This window comes from bacterium (assembly GCA_026708015.1).
GTDB lineage: Bacteria > Actinomycetota > Acidimicrobiia > Acidimicrobiales > Bin134 > Poriferisocius.
In genome coordinates, this window is the sequence record JAPOVT010000056.1 from 239697 (window position 1) to 255576 (window position 15880).

10 protein-coding genes are annotated in these 15880 nt (G+C 63.9%); 4 read left to right on the plus strand and 6 right to left on the minus strand.

Annotated features, from left to right (window positions below; genetic code table 11):
• Nucleotides 1–20: 20 nt before the first annotated feature.
• From OXG30_14920 to OXG30_14935, 4 genes are all read right to left on the minus strand, one after another.
• Nucleotides 21–860, minus strand: coding sequence for a 2Fe-2S iron-sulfur cluster-binding protein (locus OXG30_14920; GenBank protein ID MCY4136181.1), 840 nt, complete (start codon nucleotides 858–860; stop codon nucleotides 21–23).
• Nucleotides 857–2608, minus strand: coding sequence for an NAD(P)H-dependent oxidoreductase subunit E (locus tag OXG30_14925; GenBank protein MCY4136182.1), 1752 nt, complete (start codon nucleotides 2606–2608; stop codon nucleotides 857–859). The genes OXG30_14920 and OXG30_14925 overlap by 4 nt, the downstream gene beginning before the upstream one ends.
• Nucleotides 2601–4520, minus strand: a complete 1920-nt coding sequence (locus tag OXG30_14930; GenBank protein MCY4136183.1) for a molybdopterin-dependent oxidoreductase — start codon at nucleotides 4518–4520, stop codon at nucleotides 2601–2603. Before OXG30_14930 ends, OXG30_14925 begins: the two co-directional genes overlap by 8 nt.
• A gap of 2560 nt (nucleotides 4521–7080) precedes the next feature.
• Nucleotides 7081–8778: a formate--tetrahydrofolate ligase gene (locus tag OXG30_14935; protein ID MCY4136184.1), complete on the minus strand. Its 1698-nt coding sequence runs from the start codon at nucleotides 8776–8778 to the stop codon at nucleotides 7081–7083.
• 136 nt (nucleotides 8779–8914) lie between these two features.
• Between OXG30_14935 and xylA the strand changes: the two genes are divergently transcribed.
• The 4 genes from xylA to OXG30_14955 all read left to right on the plus strand — a co-directional run bounded on the left by xylA (nucleotide 8915) and on the right by OXG30_14955 (nucleotide 12984).
• Nucleotides 8915–10252, plus strand: a complete 1338-nt coding sequence (gene xylA / locus OXG30_14940; protein ID MCY4136185.1) for a xylose isomerase — start codon at nucleotides 8915–8917, stop codon at nucleotides 10250–10252.
• A 67-nt stretch (nucleotides 10253–10319) separates the two neighbouring features.
• Complete coding sequence (xylB, locus tag OXG30_14945) at nucleotides 10320–11798, plus strand: xylulokinase (GenBank protein MCY4136186.1); 1479 nt, start codon at nucleotides 10320–10322, stop codon at nucleotides 11796–11798.
• A gap of 28 nt (nucleotides 11799–11826) precedes the next feature.
• Nucleotides 11827–12282 (plus strand): glycine/sarcosine/betaine reductase selenoprotein B family protein, encoded by a 456-nt coding sequence (locus OXG30_14950; protein MCY4136187.1) that lies wholly within the window; start codon nucleotides 11827–11829, stop codon nucleotides 12280–12282.
• A gap of 24 nt (nucleotides 12283–12306) precedes the next feature.
• Complete coding sequence (locus tag OXG30_14955) at nucleotides 12307–12984, plus strand: hypothetical protein (protein ID MCY4136188.1); 678 nt, start codon at nucleotides 12307–12309, stop codon at nucleotides 12982–12984.
• A gap of 13 nt (nucleotides 12985–12997) precedes the next feature.
• Here OXG30_14955 and OXG30_14960 read toward each other — a convergent pair whose 3' ends face one another.
• Nucleotides 12998–14158 carry an amidohydrolase family protein gene (locus OXG30_14960; GenBank protein ID MCY4136189.1) on the minus strand — a complete coding sequence of 387 codons (1161 nt, stop codon included), beginning with the start codon at nucleotides 14156–14158 and terminating at the stop codon, nucleotides 12998–13000.
• Between the two features lie 35 nt (nucleotides 14159–14193).
• Complete coding sequence (locus OXG30_14965; GenBank protein ID MCY4136190.1) at nucleotides 14194–15870, minus strand: hypothetical protein; 1677 nt, start codon at nucleotides 15868–15870, stop codon at nucleotides 14194–14196.
• Nucleotides 15871–15880: the final 10 nt, after the last annotated feature.

Below are 15880 nucleotides of genomic sequence, written 5' to 3' on the forward strand. Positions count from 1 at the left end.
TGATTCGGAAGGGGGGAATCTCACACGTAGTTCCAGCCGAAGCGGCCTTTGATGCAGAGGTTGCCTCGGGTGACGTCGTGATCGTCGGGGGAAGTGCATTTGACGATCTGATTGTCCTGCACATGCAGTTCGAGGTTGCAGCCCACGCCGCAGTAGGAGCACACGGTTTGGGTCACGGTTTGGTCCTCGGGGCGCCAGTCATCGGCCTCACGCAGGTTGAACTCGGTCTTGAACTGGAGGGCGTTGGTGGGGCACACGGCCACGCAGTTTCCGCAGTACACGCAGGCTGAGTCGGGAAGGGTCACGTCGAACTCGGTGGAGATGCGGGCGCCGAAGCCCCGGCCGGCCACCGAGATGGCGTAGGTGTGCTGGGCGTCGTCGCCGCAGGCCTCCACGCAGCGGTAGCACAGCACGCACTTGTCGTAGTCGCGGATGTAGAGGTTGTCCTGCACCCGCACCGGCTCGTTCATGGTCTCGCCGCCGGGGACGTAGCGGTGAGGGTCGGCCCCGTAGTGCTCGGCCCACTGGCCCAGCTCGTCGGCCTGGGATACATCGACCCCGGTGGCCAGAAACTCGATCACCATCTTGCGGCTGTGGCGCACCCGTTCGCTGTCGGTATGCACCACCATGCCTTCCTCAGCCGGACGAGAGCAGGAGGGAACCAGGGCTCGGCTGCCGTCCAGCTCCACGACACACACCCGGCACACGTTTACCGGGGTGAGGGTGGGGCCGTAGCAGATGGTGGGAGTATCGATGCCCGCGGCGTCGCAGGCATCCAGGATGGTGGCTCCTTCGGGCACAGCCACCTCTTGGCCGTCCACCCGGATGGTGACTGCGGTCTCGGTGACAGCAGGGCTCACGATCTATTTCCTATCAGGCCTAGATCGATCGCGGAGCGCACGGCGGAGGCCGCGGTGTGGCCCAGCCCGCAGATGGAAGCGTCCACCATGGCCAGGGCCATGTCGTCGATCAGCTCGGCTCGCTGGGGCGCCAACGCCCGCCCGGAGGCTTGCAGCTCTACCAGCACCTCGTGCTGGCGCTGGGTGCCGACCCGACAGGGGACGCACTGGCCGCACGACTCGTCCCGGAAGAATTCGGCAATGCGAACTACCACCGCCTCCATGTCCACGGTGCTGTCGAACACGGTGACCACGCCTGACCCCAAGGTGGCCCCTGCCTCCCGGGCATCCTCCAAGGTGAGAGGCATATCCAAAGCGTCAGGGCCGACGAACACCCCAGCCGCGCCTCCCAGCAACACCGCGGCCAGCGAACCCACCGCCCCTCCGGCCAACTCGAGCAGTTCCCCAAGCGTGGTCCCGAACGGCACCTCATAGAGTCCGGGTACTCCCACTCGGCCCGACAGGCAGAACAGCCGGGTGCCAGGGGAGCGCTCGGTGCCCACCGAGCGGTAGGCGTCGGGGCCGTCGACCACGATGTCGAGCACGTTGACAAGGGTCTCGGGGTTGTTGATGGCGGTGGGCTGGTTGAACAGACCATGTGTGGTGGGGAAGGGAGGCTTGTTGCGGGGCTCGCCCCGGAAGCCCTCGATGGAGTTGAACAGCGCGGTTTCCTCACCGCAGATGTAGGCCCCTGCCCCCCGGCGAAGCTCGATGTCGAATCGCTGACCACTGTCGACTACGTCATCCCCCAACAAGCCCGCGGCCCGGGCTTGGGCAATGGCTTCCTCTAGTCGGGCGGTAGCTCGGGGATATTCGCCTCGGATGTAGATCCACCCGTGGGGAGACCCAGTAGCCAGCCCGGCAATGGTCATCGACTCGATGATCGCGAAAGGGTCGTGCTCGCAGATGATGCGGTCTTTGAAGGTGCCGGGCTCTGATTCGTCGCAGTTGGCCACCACGTGCTTGTCCGGACCGGGCTCGTCGGCCACGGCCCGCCATTTGATGCCAGTGGGAAACGCGGCCCCGCCTCGCCCCGACAGGCCGGAGTCGGAGATGGCCGAGATCACCGCATCAGGCCCTACTTCGATGGCAGAGGCCAATGCCTGATAGCCGCCGTGTTCCTGATAGGAATCCAAGGAGGTGGGATCCACCACACCCACTCGGCTGAGTACCCGCAGTCCTGGGTCGCCTGCTTGGGGCAAACGGAAGTCCTCGTCATCGTCAGCCGGCACCCGGTCGGGTCGCCCTACTCCCTGGACAAACAGCGCAGGGGCGCGTTCGCACTGACCGAGGCACGGGCTGTCGTGGACCTTGGCCCCGCTGGCCTCCAGCGACCCCCGCAGCTCTTCGTTGCCGGCCAGAGCACACGACGGGTCGACGCACACGTGGACCACGTCGTCACGGTGTCCGGGGTCGGTTGTGCGCAGCAGCTCATAGAACGTGGCCACGCCATAAGCCTCGGCGGGCGGCACTCCCAGCCGTTTGGCCGCACCGTTCAATCCGCCAGGGCTGATCCAGCCGATTTCATGCTGAAGCGAGTGCAACACCGGCAGGAGCAGATGGCGCAGTCCCTGGCGCCGGCTGCGACCTCCGCGCACCACCCGTTCAGTCTCGGTGACGGTGGCCGCGTCTGCCTCGGGGACGATGGCGTCGATGGCGGCCAACTCGGCATCGGTGGGCTGGTCGTCGCCGAAGTGGAGGTCAGCCAACGGTGGCCCCCGCGGTCTCCGGGGCATCGACCAGCTCTACCCGCACCGCCGCCGCCTTGAACTCGGCGGTGCCGGATTTCGGGTCCCAGTCAGGGTTGGTGAGCACGTTTACGTCGATCAACTCAGGGTGGTGCAATGTGGTGAAGGCCAACCCTGTCGGCAGGCTCGACACCAGCCGGACATTCATCTCCACTGATCCCCGAGGGGAGGACACTCGCACCCGGTCGCCGTCGGCGATGCCCAATTCAGCGGCATCGGTCGGATTCAAGTCCAACCCGGCAAACCGCAGCGGCGAGTCGTAGTTCCCGCTTTGCACCCCAGTGTTGTAAGAGTCCAGCGCCCGTCCGGTGGTGAGCCGCAGGGGAAATTCGTCGCTCAACTCCTCGGTGGGACCCTCGTGCTCCAGCACTGAGAACGGTGCCGGGTCGCGGCCCTCCAGATCATCGGCCCAGAGCCAGCCGTGGAGGAAGGCACTGCCGGGGTGATCCTCGTTGGGGCAGGGCCATTGCAGGCCGCCAACGGCTTCCAGTCGCTCCCAACTCATGCCCTCGTGCATGTCCGACAGAGAGCGCAGCTCCTTCCAGGCGGCCTCGGGGTCGCGAGGGCCGAGTTCGGCACCCATGGCTTCGGCCATATCGCACAGGATGTCGATGTCGTGGCGGGCCAGACCGGGGGGCGAAACCGCGGGCCGCACCCGCTGAACCCGACGCTCGCTGGAAGTGACGGTGCCTTCACTCTCTGCCCAAGCCACAGAGGCGGGCAGCACCACATCGGCCATCTCGGCGGTGCGGGTCATCAGAATGTCTTGCACCACCAAGATATCCAGGCCTTCCATTTGGGCCCGGGCGTGAGCCACATCGGCCTCGGAATCAGCAGGGTTCTCGCCGATCACGTACAGCGCTCGCAGGTCGCCCCGTTCCATAGCCTCGAACATCAGCGTGAGGTGCCAACCGGGCACCGGGTTGAGCTCCCGGCCGTAGGCGGCCTCGAACCGGGCCCGATGGTCGGGGTCGTCCACGCCGGCGAAACCGGGGAACTTGTTGGGGATAGCGCCCATGTCACCGCCGCCCTGCACATTGTTCTGACCCCGCAACGGCACCAGCCCTGAGCCCCACCGACCCACATGGCCGGTAAGCAGAGCCAGATTGCACAGCGACAGCACGTTGTCCACCGCGTTGTGGTGCTCGGTGATGCCCAGGGTCCACAAGATTTGAGCGGTATCAGCGGTGGCGTAGGCGTGGGCCATCTCCACCACCACCTCGGCGGGGATGCCGCAGATGGCGGCTACCGCGTCGGGGGTGAACGGCTCCACCGAGGCTGCGTAGGCCTCAAATCCTTGGGTGGAGTGGTCGATGAAGTCCTGGTTGGCCAAACCGGCGTGGATGATTTCCCGGCCGATGCCATTGGCCAAGGCGATGTCGGTACCCACGTCGATGCCCACCCACACGTCGGAGAATTGGGCCGAGGAGGTGTAGCGGGGGTCGACACAGTACATGCGGGCACCGTTGTCGATGCCCTTGAGCAGGTGATGGAAGAAGATGGGATGGGCCTCGCGGGCGTTGGACCCCCACAGGAGGATCAGGTCGGCCTCCTCGATCTCCTGATAGGAGCTCGTGCCCCCTCCCGCTCCGAACACTGTCGCCAGACCGACGACTGAAGGAGCGTGTCAAGTTCGGTTGCAGGAGTCGATGTTGTTGGAGCCCACCACCGTGCGGATGAACTTCTGGGCGATGTAGTTCATCTCGTTGGTGGCCTTGGAGCAGCTGAACATCCCGAACGCCTGGGGTCCATGCTGTTCGAGCACCTGGTTGAACCCAGTCGCGGCCCGTGAAAGAGCCTCGTCCCACGTCGCTTCCCGCAAGCTCCCGTTGTCCCGCACCATCGGCACGGTCAAACGTTCCCGCCTCGCCATAAACACCCCTTTCCCCCAGAGGCACCCTGAGGTCGATTAAGACTATCTTCCTTATGACCAAGTGTCCTCCACCCAGGTCTGGCAGTGCTGAGTCTGGGGCAGGAGTTCAGAGTCAGCTCAGGCCGACGATCTCTCCGTTCTCGTCGAGGTCGATGCCCATGGCGGCGGGTTGATCTACTCAACGCGAAGAACTGACTGGATTCCCCAGCATTCGACCGTTTGGTCAGTCCGCATGCCGCAAGTGTGAAACGAGCCAGCAGCAAGTGACGTGAAGCGACCTGCGGGTGGGCTTGATTGTCCGTAGGTGTTGTCCCCCCAGCACTCGGCGGTCCCATCCGCCAGCAGACCACAACCATGGCTGGATCCGGCTGAGATCACCATATAAGTGTCGTCATTGGGAGGTGCTAGGCCATCGTCTAATGGCGACTCGCTGTCTGATCCCCAGCACTTTTTGCTTCCGTCGAATTTCAACGCGCAAATCTGAGCCTCGCTGCCGACAATCCGCATAAACGAACTCTCAGACTGGTTGGGCATGTCTTCGAATCCTCGGCCCCAGCACGCCACTGACCAATCAAGTCGCTGAGCGCAGGAGAATTCGCCCTTGGCGACTACTTCTGCGTATCGGCCGGTAGGGGAAGTGGTCTGACCATGACTGTTCCCGCCCCAACAATCCACCGTCTGGTCAGGCCTCAGGCCGCAATAGTGCTGGGCCCCTGCCGAAAGCGTGTCGAATTCTCCTGATGGGAGATCGGGTAGATCGTGATTCCAGCAGACAACGCGTTTGTCTTCTCGTAAGGCGCAAATCCCATCAACCACCCCACGGGAGACATCAATATCAGGGAATCGAACGTAAATGCCCGAGGGTGCCTCTCCATATATCGGCATCGGTTCAAGACACTCGCGATCGGAACAGCCGTGTTCTCCCCAACAAACCACGTCACCATCCGCTTGCAATGCGCAGGCATAGTGCGATCCCATGAATAAGTCTACGTACTGACCTGAAGGGGGGTAGAGAATCTCGGCTGGTGGGCCTGCAAGGTCTCCGAAACAGGAGATTCTGCCGCTTGAAGACAGGTGGCAGGTCGCCCTCGAACCGCTGGCAGATTTGGCCCGTATTCCTCCGTCAGGAGTATCAGTGGGAGCGAAGAACTGGGGACTCCAACAGGCAATCGTCGTGTCATTTCGCAAACCACACGACATGGTGTCGTTTGTCGCCACTTCAACAAAGGGACCCGTTGGAGTTGTCTCGGGGGTGCTCCCAGAGCCCCAGCAGACTGCACTTGCATCTGCACCAACTGCACAGGTGCTTGATCCTGCTGATGCGATGTCGATGAAATGGCCAGTGGGGGCCTCTGTCTGTCCTGTGTATGCGCTGCTCCAGCAGTCGATTGCACCGTCTGACCGCAAGCCGCAGAAATGCGCGCCACCCACGGATACTGCGTCGTATTGGCCAGAGATGTCCGCAACCCCTCTGGGCGCATCGTTATCGAAGCAGACAATGCTCTGATCGCTTCGCACGGCACAGATGAAGTCTTCGCCGCTAGAGATGTCCATATACTCCCCGTCGGGAACGGTGGCCCTCCCCGAATAGTTGCTTCCCCAGCAGACGATGCTCTTGTTGGTCAGTAGTCCGCAATGGCGCCAGAAACCGAGAGAAGCAAATTCGAACTTCTCGTTGATGGGCACTTCCCATTTGCGGGAAGGTGTCCACCCCCAGCACCACAAGTTGGAGCTCGCATCTAAGCCGCACGTTTGTTCCACTCCTACGTGGATTGACTCGAACTGCGCATTCCTCAGAGCAGGCCGTCGAGACATTTCCAACTCCAAATATCCGTCATCGATCCAACATGTGGCTGACTTGTCTGGTCGTACCCCGCATGCGCGCCACCAACGCACCGAGATACTCAGAAACTCACCTTCAGGCTCGCGTATCCGTTCCTCGGGGTCCTCGTAGTCGAAGGCTCCTCCCCAGCATTTCACCGTACTGTTGGCGAGCAGTCCGCAGGTATGTCCATAGCCCGCGAAGATTGACTGGAATAGCTCGTTGGGAATATCGAGTTGGCCATGGAAATTGTCTCCCCAGCAATAGGCGGTTCCGTTGGCTCGCAGGCCACAAACATGGTCTCGCCCTGCGGATACGGCTTGAAATGGGGAGTCCTCTGAAGTGTCCCCTTGGCTGCCGTTGACGGGATTTGGGCTCGGTGCGGGAGATGGGGCCGGAGTGGTTGTTGGAGCGGGATCTGGACTCGAGGATTGAGCAGGCGCGGGAGTAGCTGTTGGGGGGATTGTCGGGGTCGAAGTAGGGGAGGAAATGGGTGTAGGGAGCGTTGTCGGGGGTGCGTCGGGCTGAATGGTGGATTCTGATGTGGGCGAGGCCGTGGCAATAGTGTCGGGCTGGCGGACGGCGTTCTGGGAGCTTTCAGCGCCGCAGCCCGCCAACCCGACGGAGAGAATCACCAATGTGCCGGCCAAGACCAAGAGTGTTCCGGCGCGCTCGGTCATACTCATATACCTAAGACGCATGGCTGGCGGAATTGGTTCCGCCTGATAGGCATACTCGTCAGCTCAGGCCGACGATCTCTCCGTTCTCGTCGAGGTCGATGCCCATGGCGGCGGGTTGGCGGCCGAGGCCGGGCATGGTGCGCATGTCGCCGCAGATGGGGTAGACGAAGCCGGCGCCCACCGAGGCCCGCACTTCTCGTACCGGCAATGTCCAGCCGGTGGGGGCGCCCTTGAGGGAGGGGTCAGACGAGATGGACAGGTGGGTCTTGGCGATGCACACCGGAAGGTGGCCGAAACCGGCATTCTCGTAGGTGTCGAGCTGGCGGTTGGCCGTGGCCGAGTACTCCACGTCGTCGGCGCCGTACACCGTGGTGGCCACAGCGGCGATCTTGTCCTTGAGCGACAGATCGTCCTCGTACAGAACCTTGAAGGAGCTGGGCTCCTCGCAGGCCTCGGCCACCGCCTCGGCCAACTGGGCCGCTCCCGCGCCGCCGTCGGAGAAGTGGGTGGTGATCGCACAGCGAGCGCCGTACTCGTCGGCGATCTCACCGATGGCAGCCAGGTCGGCGTCGTGGTCGCCGGGGAAGGCGTTGATGGCCACCACCGGGGTCACCCCGTGGGCTTTCATATTGGAGAGCTGCTTGCGAAGATTGTCGCCTCCGGCGTGCACCTCGTCGGGGTTCTCAGCCAGCAGCGCCTCGGGCAGGGGGCGCCCGGCGACGATGCGGTGGTTGCCGGAGTGGGCCTTGAGCCCCCGCACAGTGGCCACCATCACCGCAGCGTCGGGCGCCAAGCCCGAATAGCGGCACTTGATGTTGAAGAAGCGCTCAGCCCCCATGTCGGCGCCGAATCCGGCCTCGGTTACCAAGAAGTCGCCGGTGTGGATGGCGATTCGGTCGGCCACGATGGAGGAGTTGCCGGTGGCGATGTTGCCGAACGGCCCGGTGTGAACCAGGGCGGGACCGCCCTCCAGGGTTTGCATGAGGTTGGGCTTGAGGGCGTCCTTCAAAAGCACGGCCATGGCCCCGGCGGCCTTCAGGTCCTCCGCGGTCACCGGATCGCCAGCTTTGGTGTAGCCAACCACGGTGCGTCCCAAACGGGCCCGCAAGTCGGATAGAGATGTAGCCAGCGCCAGGGTGGCCATCACCTCCGATGCCGCGGTGATGTCGAATCCGCTCTCCCGAGGGATACCGTCGAGCCGTCCACCCAGACCGAGCACAATGTTTCGCAGCGCCCGGTCGTTGATATCCACCACCCGGCGCCAGGTGATGTTGTGCAGATCCAGGCCTGACTCGTTGCCGTGGTAGATGTGGGCATCGAGCATGGCCGAGCACATGTTGTGGGCCGCGGTCACCGCGTGCATGTCACCGGTTAGGTGGAGGTTGAACAGTTCCATGGGCACCACCTGGCTGTAGCCGCCGCCGGCGGCGCCCCCCTTGATACCGAAAGTCGGCCCCAGTGATGGCTGGCGAATGGCGATGGTCGCCTTCTTGTTGATGTGGCCGAACCCTTGGCCCAGCCCCACGGTGGTGGTGGTCTTGCCTTCGCCCAATGGCGTTGGGGTGATGGCCGTCACCACCACATAGCGGGCTCGGGGCCGATCAGACAGAGCCTCGATGGCATCCAAGCTGATCTTGGCTGCCCCTGCCCCGTAGGGCTCCAGCATCTCGACCGGGATGCCGGCTTCTTCGGCGATTTCGGATAGTGGTCGGAGGTTCGCCCCGCGGGCGATCTCGAGGTCAGAAGGAAAAGACATGGACCCGCCTCTCATGCTCGATGCTTGATGTCAACCCCGTCAGCGTACACGGACAATCAGCCGGTGATCGGGCGGCTGAGTCGGCCAATCCTTAGACTCGGCGATGGCAGCGACGGCGCCATGACGGAGGCTCGCCATGACTGACTTCTTCGACACCGTTCCCGAGCCGGTGAGCTTCGCCGGCCGCCGAGCGGGTCTTGGCCAGCTGGCCTACCGGGTGTACGACCCCGACCGCCAGGTCATGGGCCGGCGCATGGAAGACCACCTGCGGATTGCGGTGTGCTATTGGCACAGCTTCAATTGGCCGGGTAGCGACATCTTTGGCCACGGCACGTTCGACCGCCCCTGGCTAGAGCCGGGACAGGACCCGATGGCCGCCGCCCGGGCCAAGCAGGATGCAGCCTTTGAGTTCTTCGAGAAGCTGGGCACGCCGTTCTTCTGCTTCCACGATGTAGACATGGCCCCGGAAGGCGCAGATCTAAGCGAGAGCCGAGTCAATCTCGACACCATGGTGGAGCGGGCTGCGGAGAAGATGGAGGCCACCGGTGTGCGGCTGCTGTGGGGCACGGCCAACCTGTTCTCCCATCCCCGCTACGCCGCCGGGGCGGCCACCAATCCCAATCCCGATGTGTTCACCCACGCCGCGGCCCAGGTTCGCCACATGCTGGAGGCCACCCACCGTCTCGACGGGGCCAACTACGTGCTGTGGGGAGGACGGGAGGGCTACGAGACGCTGCTCAACACCCGCCTGCGCCAAGAGGCCGACCAGCTCGCCCGCTTTCTGACCCTGGTGGCTGAGCACAAGCGCAAGATCGGCTTCACCGGCACCCTGCTCATCGAGCCCAAGCCCCAGGAGCCCACCAAGCACCAGTACGACTACGACTGCACCTCGGTTCACGGCTTCTTGGATCGCTACGACCTCGTCGACGAGTTCAAGGTGAACATCGAGGTGAACCACGCCACCTTGTCGGGCCACTCCTTCCATCACGAGGTGGCCTATGCGATGGACAACGGAATCTTCGGCAGCGTGGACGCCAACCGGGGTGACCCCCAGAACGGTTGGGACACCGACCAGTTCCCCAACTCGGTGGACGAGCTCTCGCTGGCTCTCTATGAGATCTTGCGAGGCGGGGGATTCACCACCGGTGGATTCAACTTCGACACCAAGCTCCGCCGCCAGAGCATGGCCAGAGATGACCTGTTCTGGGGCCACATCGGCGGCATCGACACACTGGCCCGCTCTCTGCTGGTGGCGGAGGCCATGCTGGCCGACGGGGCCATCGAGCAGGCCAGGGCCGCCCGCTATGCCGGTTGGGACTCGGGACTGGGCGCCGAGATCATGAAGGGTGATGTGGACCTTGCCGTGCTAGCCGATCAGGCGGTGGCTGACGGGCTCGACCCCCAGCCGGTGTCGGGTCGCCAGGAACGATTGGAGAACGAGGTCAACCGCATCATCTGGTCCACGCCGAACTGATGGGGAGCCAAGTAACCGAGTGTTAGGTTGACAGGTTGATGTCGGGCATTGCTGCGATTGGCCGCTGATGGTTGGCCGTGCATTGGTGGCCGGGGTGGACTCTTCCACCCAATCCACAAAGGTCGAACTGCGAGAACTCGACTCCGGCCTTCTGGTTGACCGGACTAGTGCCCCGCACACCCACTCGCGCTGGGAGCCGCCGGTGAGCGAGCAAGACCCGGCAATTTGGTGGGAGGCACTGTCGGCCTGCTTTGCCCAATTGACTGATGCCGACCGGGCCAATGTGGTGGCAGTGAGCGTGGCCGGCCAGCAGCACGGCCTGGTGCTGGTAGACGAAGACGGCGAAGCTCTGCGCCCGGCCAAGCTGTGGAACGACACCACTTCCGCGCCCCAGGCCCGTGACCTGGTAGCCCGCCATGGTCGCGAGCAGTGGGCCCGGCGCTGCGGTTCGGTGCCGTTGGCATCGTTCACCATTGCCAAGCTGGCTTGGGTGCTCAAGCATGAGCCCGAACTGGCTGACCGGGTCGCTCAAATCATGCTGCCCCACGACTGGCTCACTTGGCGGCTGACCGGCGCTCATGTCACCGACCGAGGTGACGCCTCGGGCACCGGTTGGTTCGATCCCGCCGCCAATGAGATGGCCCCAGATCTGCTGGGTTTGGCCGTGGGCGATCCAAACGGCTGGCTGCCTCGGTTGCCCCGGGTGCTCGAGCCTGATCAGGCGGCTGGGCCAATCACACCGCAAGCGGCGGCCACCCTGGGAGTGAGTGCCTCAGTGCTCGTCGGCCCCGGCACTGGCGACAACATGGGCGCGGCTCTCGGACTCGGGTTGAAGCCCGGTGACACAGTGATCTCGCTGGGTACCTCTGGCACGGCCTATTCCGTCTCCACCACGCCAACCAGCGACCCGACAGGCGCGGTGGCCGGGTTCGCCGACGCCGCTGGTGGCTATCTGCCATTGGTGTGCACGCTCAACGCCACACGGGTGAGCGACACGGTGGCCCGCTGGCTGGGGGTCGAACCTTCGGAGCTAGCCGCCCTGGCCCTGGCCGCGACGGAGAATTCGAGCGCACCGGTACTTGTGCCCTATTTCGACGGGGAGCGCACTCCCAACCTGCCCGATGCCACCGGTTTATTGACAGCTCTACGAAACGACACCACCCGCGAGGAACTAGCCCTGGCCGCCCACGACGGTGTGCTCTGCGGGCTGCTTGACGGTCTCGATGCCTTGCGGAGGGCCGGGGTTGACGCCAGCGGTCGGCTACACCTGATTGGCGGCGGAGCCCGCTCGGCCGCTTACCGGGTGCGGGCTGCGGCGTTGCACGGCGCGGCTATCACTGTGCCCGACGACGACGAGATAGTTGCCCTGGGGGCCGCGGTGCAGGCTGCGGCGGTGGCGGCGGGCAGCCATCCAGTCGAGGTGGCTGCCCAATGGCCGCTCGGTCAGGGAACGCTTGTCGATCCCCCGCCTGGGATCGATGGGGGAGAAATCCGTACCCGCTACGCCGAACAGCAACGGAGAGCCTTTCCCTCCAGCAGCGGGTAGCGACCTTGCCCTGTGGGAGAGTGTGAGCATGTCGAGTGACCAGACGATGCGCGACCTCATGGCCAACCTGCCGGTACCGGAGTTTGAGTCCACACCATGGGCTTCTCCACCCCCCTTGTCGGAGGCCACTGTGGCTATCGTAACCAGTGCGGGGCTGCACCGGGCCGACCAGGACCGTTTTGAAGGCCGGGGTGACACCAGCTACCGCATGCTCAACCGAGAAGACCGCGAGCTGATATTGGGCCACTGGAGTTCCAACTTCGACCGGGCTGCGTATGTGTCCGACCACAACGTGGTGTACCCCATCGACCGGCTGGAGGAGTTGGCCACCGATGGCACCATCGGGGCCGTGGCCCCTCGGCATGTGGCGTTCGCAGGCAATCAGCCCGACACTGTTTCGGAGGTGCGCCTCGATACCGGCCCCGCCGCCGCGGCCCAATTGCGGGCCGACGGAGTAGACGTGGCCATCTTGACGCCGGTTTGACCGCTGTGCACGCGCACCGTGTGTGTGCTGGCCCACGTGCTGGAAGACGCTGGGATTGCCACGGTGGTGCTGGCGTCGATGAGGCCAGTAGCTGAGCGGATGAGTGTTCCCAGGGTGCTGTACTGCGAGTTCCCCCTGGGTCGCCCGTTGGGCATGCCCGATAACGCCCAATTCCAACATGGTGTTCTTGCCGCAGCATTCGAACTGCTCAACGCCCCCTCCGGCCCAGTGCTGGTGGACTATCCGGAAGTGGTGGAGGCAGTAGAGACACCGCTGGCCTGTGCGCTGCCGCCCCGTTTCGACCCCGATATCGCCGCGTCGGTGGACGAGGCCCAGGGACTGCGAGCCGCCTATGACCGGGCGGTTGCCCGCCGGGGGGCCACCGAAGTAGGCCGTTCCATCGACCCTGACGGTGTCCCCGGCGCCCTAGCTGATTTGGAGCGACTGATCGCCGGAGAACACTGGAAAGAGGTCTATGGCCCTCGGTTGGACACCATCGCCATCGCCCACGACATCCGGGCCTATTACCAAGAGGCCGCTCTCGAGCTAGCCGGTGGCCCGCCTCCAGGGGCACGGCAGGCGGAGGCCTGGTTCTACGAGGAGACCGAGGCGGGGAAGACGCTGGCCGCAGCACGGGATGCCCTCACCGAGCAAGAGGCCCCCAGCGGCATCACCTTCTACATGCAGCCAGTGGGACGCTGACTTCTAGGAAGCGTCAGCCCACCGCTGGCAAGGGATCGCCGATTCGAACGAAACACTCGGCGGCGGTCTCGCCCATAAACGCGGTCTTTACTTCGTCGTCGAGATCGTCAAGGGCCGGTCGGTAGATCTCGATCGGATCGGCGTTTCCCTCCTGATGCGGGTAGTCGGAGGAGAACACCACCATGTCGGGCAGTTCGGCCAATACGTCCAGGGCGTCGGTATCGCCAAATCCGGGCAGGGGAGTGAGCCGCAGATTGCGGTGCAGCATGTCCTCGCCACTGACCGGCCATGGCCAGTCGCCCAATGACGGCGACGATTGACACTGGCGGGACAAGGTGGCCACATACCAGGGGAGCCACCCGGCCCGCATCTCCTCGACCAGCACGGTGAGGGTGGGGAACCGGTGGAACACCCCGCCGAACAGCATGCTGGCAATGAGGTTCTGGGCGGCATGCAGTCGCTGGGTGTTGGCCAGCCGGATCAGCCCGCCTATGCCAGCCCCGTCGGGCAGGTCCCAGCCGATATCGGCCCACTTCGAGAAGTCCGACTCGGTGTTGCCCACATGGATCACGGCCACCATGCCCAGGGAGGTGGCCACAGTCCACACCTCGTCCCAGTCGGGGTGGCCGGGCGGGCCGCCAGCGGGTGCACCCCGGCGGGTGTAGAGAAAGAACGCCCGGGCTCCTCGCTCCCGGCACCGCCCCAATTCGGCCACCGCGTGGTCCAGATCGGAGAAGTCGACGGTGGCCACCGTGTGGAGTCGGTTACGCTGGTCCCAAAGCTGCTCGGTGAGGAAGTCGTTGCACCGCTGGGCGGCGACCACCCGATCCTCAGGCCGCAGATAGTCGAGCTTCTGCCAGTAGCCGCCGGGGTTCACCAGGCAATGGTCGATTCCCACCGAGTCCATCCACGCCACCCGCTCAGCGGCGGTTGAGTCGTGGCGGGGATGCAGGATCACCGGCCCGCCTGATTCTTCGGCCCTATCAAACAGCTTGGGCAGCAGTTCTGCCGGGCTTGGCAAACGATCCGCGGGAAGCACCTGGAGCAGGTCGCCAGCGATGGCGTTGGCCAGGTGTGTCCGGTTGTCGGGTATCTGGTCAGCCCACGGCTTCAAGGGATCAACCCCAGCCGAGTCCCCCGTGATCTCCCAGTGGGTGTCCACATCCACGATCATGGGCCGAGTCTAAGTGGCGGCCCGCACGCCTGCCGTCAGTCGACTTGGGCGATGTACCAGCGGTGAGGTGGGGTGGTGATGAGGGGGGAAGGCTGTGCATCGCCAACCCCAACATTGGAATCCTCTCCGAAGTCAGCTCCTGGGAACTCGGAGGGCTGCACCTGGGCGAGCACGAAGTCCTGGCCAACGGCCACCTGGACTTCGGTGAAGGAGTTGTCGTCTTCACTGCGTTCGGGAAGGCCGAACGCCTCTTGAAGGGTCTGCCGTTGCCAGTTGGTGCCGTCCGCTGACCAGCCGATTATGTACTTGTGGGGGGCGTATTCGCTGTAGGCGGCTGACTCCCATTCCATGGTCGCGGCCGCCAACTCTTCAGGGGAAAAGGTTACGAGTTCGGCCCCGGTTTCGGGATCATCGAACACCACCATCACATAGCCCTGTTCGTCCTCTACTTCCCGTACCCCCTTTGGCGGCGCCTCGTTCAGGCTTTGGACGGTCTCAGTATCGAAGACATACACCGCGGAGTCATTTTCCACATCCCAGAGTGTGATGCCGCCTTCGGGTTGGTTGTACCGGAGTTCGTACCCGTCCCTTTCCATGACAATGTCAGGCATAGTGAAGTCCCCGTAGGATCCTTCAAAGGGCAATGCTGGGCCTCCGACCATGGCGATTCCCGCAGGTCCGACGGCGAGACCAGGAACCCAGCCGATGCCTTCGGGCAGGGTCAACACCTGTCCAGACCCGTAGACGCCCTCGAAGCGCTCGATCCGGTATTCCGTGTAGCCCTCATCAGAAGTCCAGATTTCGTTCAGAGCGCCAGCGGTGACTTCAACGTCAACGATGGTTCTGGTCCAGATACGGCCATCGGGTGAATAGAGCAGGTAGTCCTCGCCTGCGTCGTCTGACGCAATCAAGTGAAATCCGTCAGACGCTCCGTAACCGCCGGCGAACCACCCTGGGAAACTCTCCACCAACTCAGCGGGTCCGCCATCGCTCAAGAAGATGTGGAGATGGCTCAGACTTGGGTTCCAGACCACGTCGTCCCCAAGAGATGCCTCAACATCGGGCGGTCCTCCGTCGCTGAGAGCTACGACCGTGATGAGCTCTCTGACCACAATGGCGTCGGTTATCCACGCCGTGCCGTCGAGAGAGGCCAGATCGACAACAATCTCAGTCCAGTTCACTCCGTGGTCATCAGAAAACCGAATCTGAGTGGACGGAGCCTCGATGGTTGATTCCCAACCCTGGATCAGCCAGCGGTCACCAGCGATGTCGACGCTCCACGGCAGGAAACCCGCGGGAACGGAAATCGGGGTCCATTCCCTGCCGTTCTCGGTGACCAAAATCGAATTCATGCCGCGGTCGCCAAAGCTCATAGCCAGGATCCGTCCGTCGCCTACCGACTGGAGTCGGATGGTGGAGGTTTCGTCAGCTCCCAATGCGTCGGTGAGATCAACTCCAGTCCAAACCAGCCCGGTGGCATCAGGGGCTTCAGTTGGTGTGACTGTGGGCATGGCGACGGGCTCTGGAGTTGTAGCAGCCCCTTCTGGCGTAGAGCCCTGCGGTGTCGGCGACTGGGCGGGATCGGGAAGCTCACCAGACACGACCACCTCGGTGTCGGCTGACGAGGAACAGGCAGCGACGCTGCCAGCCGCCAGCGCGATAGCCAAGACAAAGAGAACTGCGGAGCGCAGGGATTCTCGGGGCGACCTCATGACAATGACA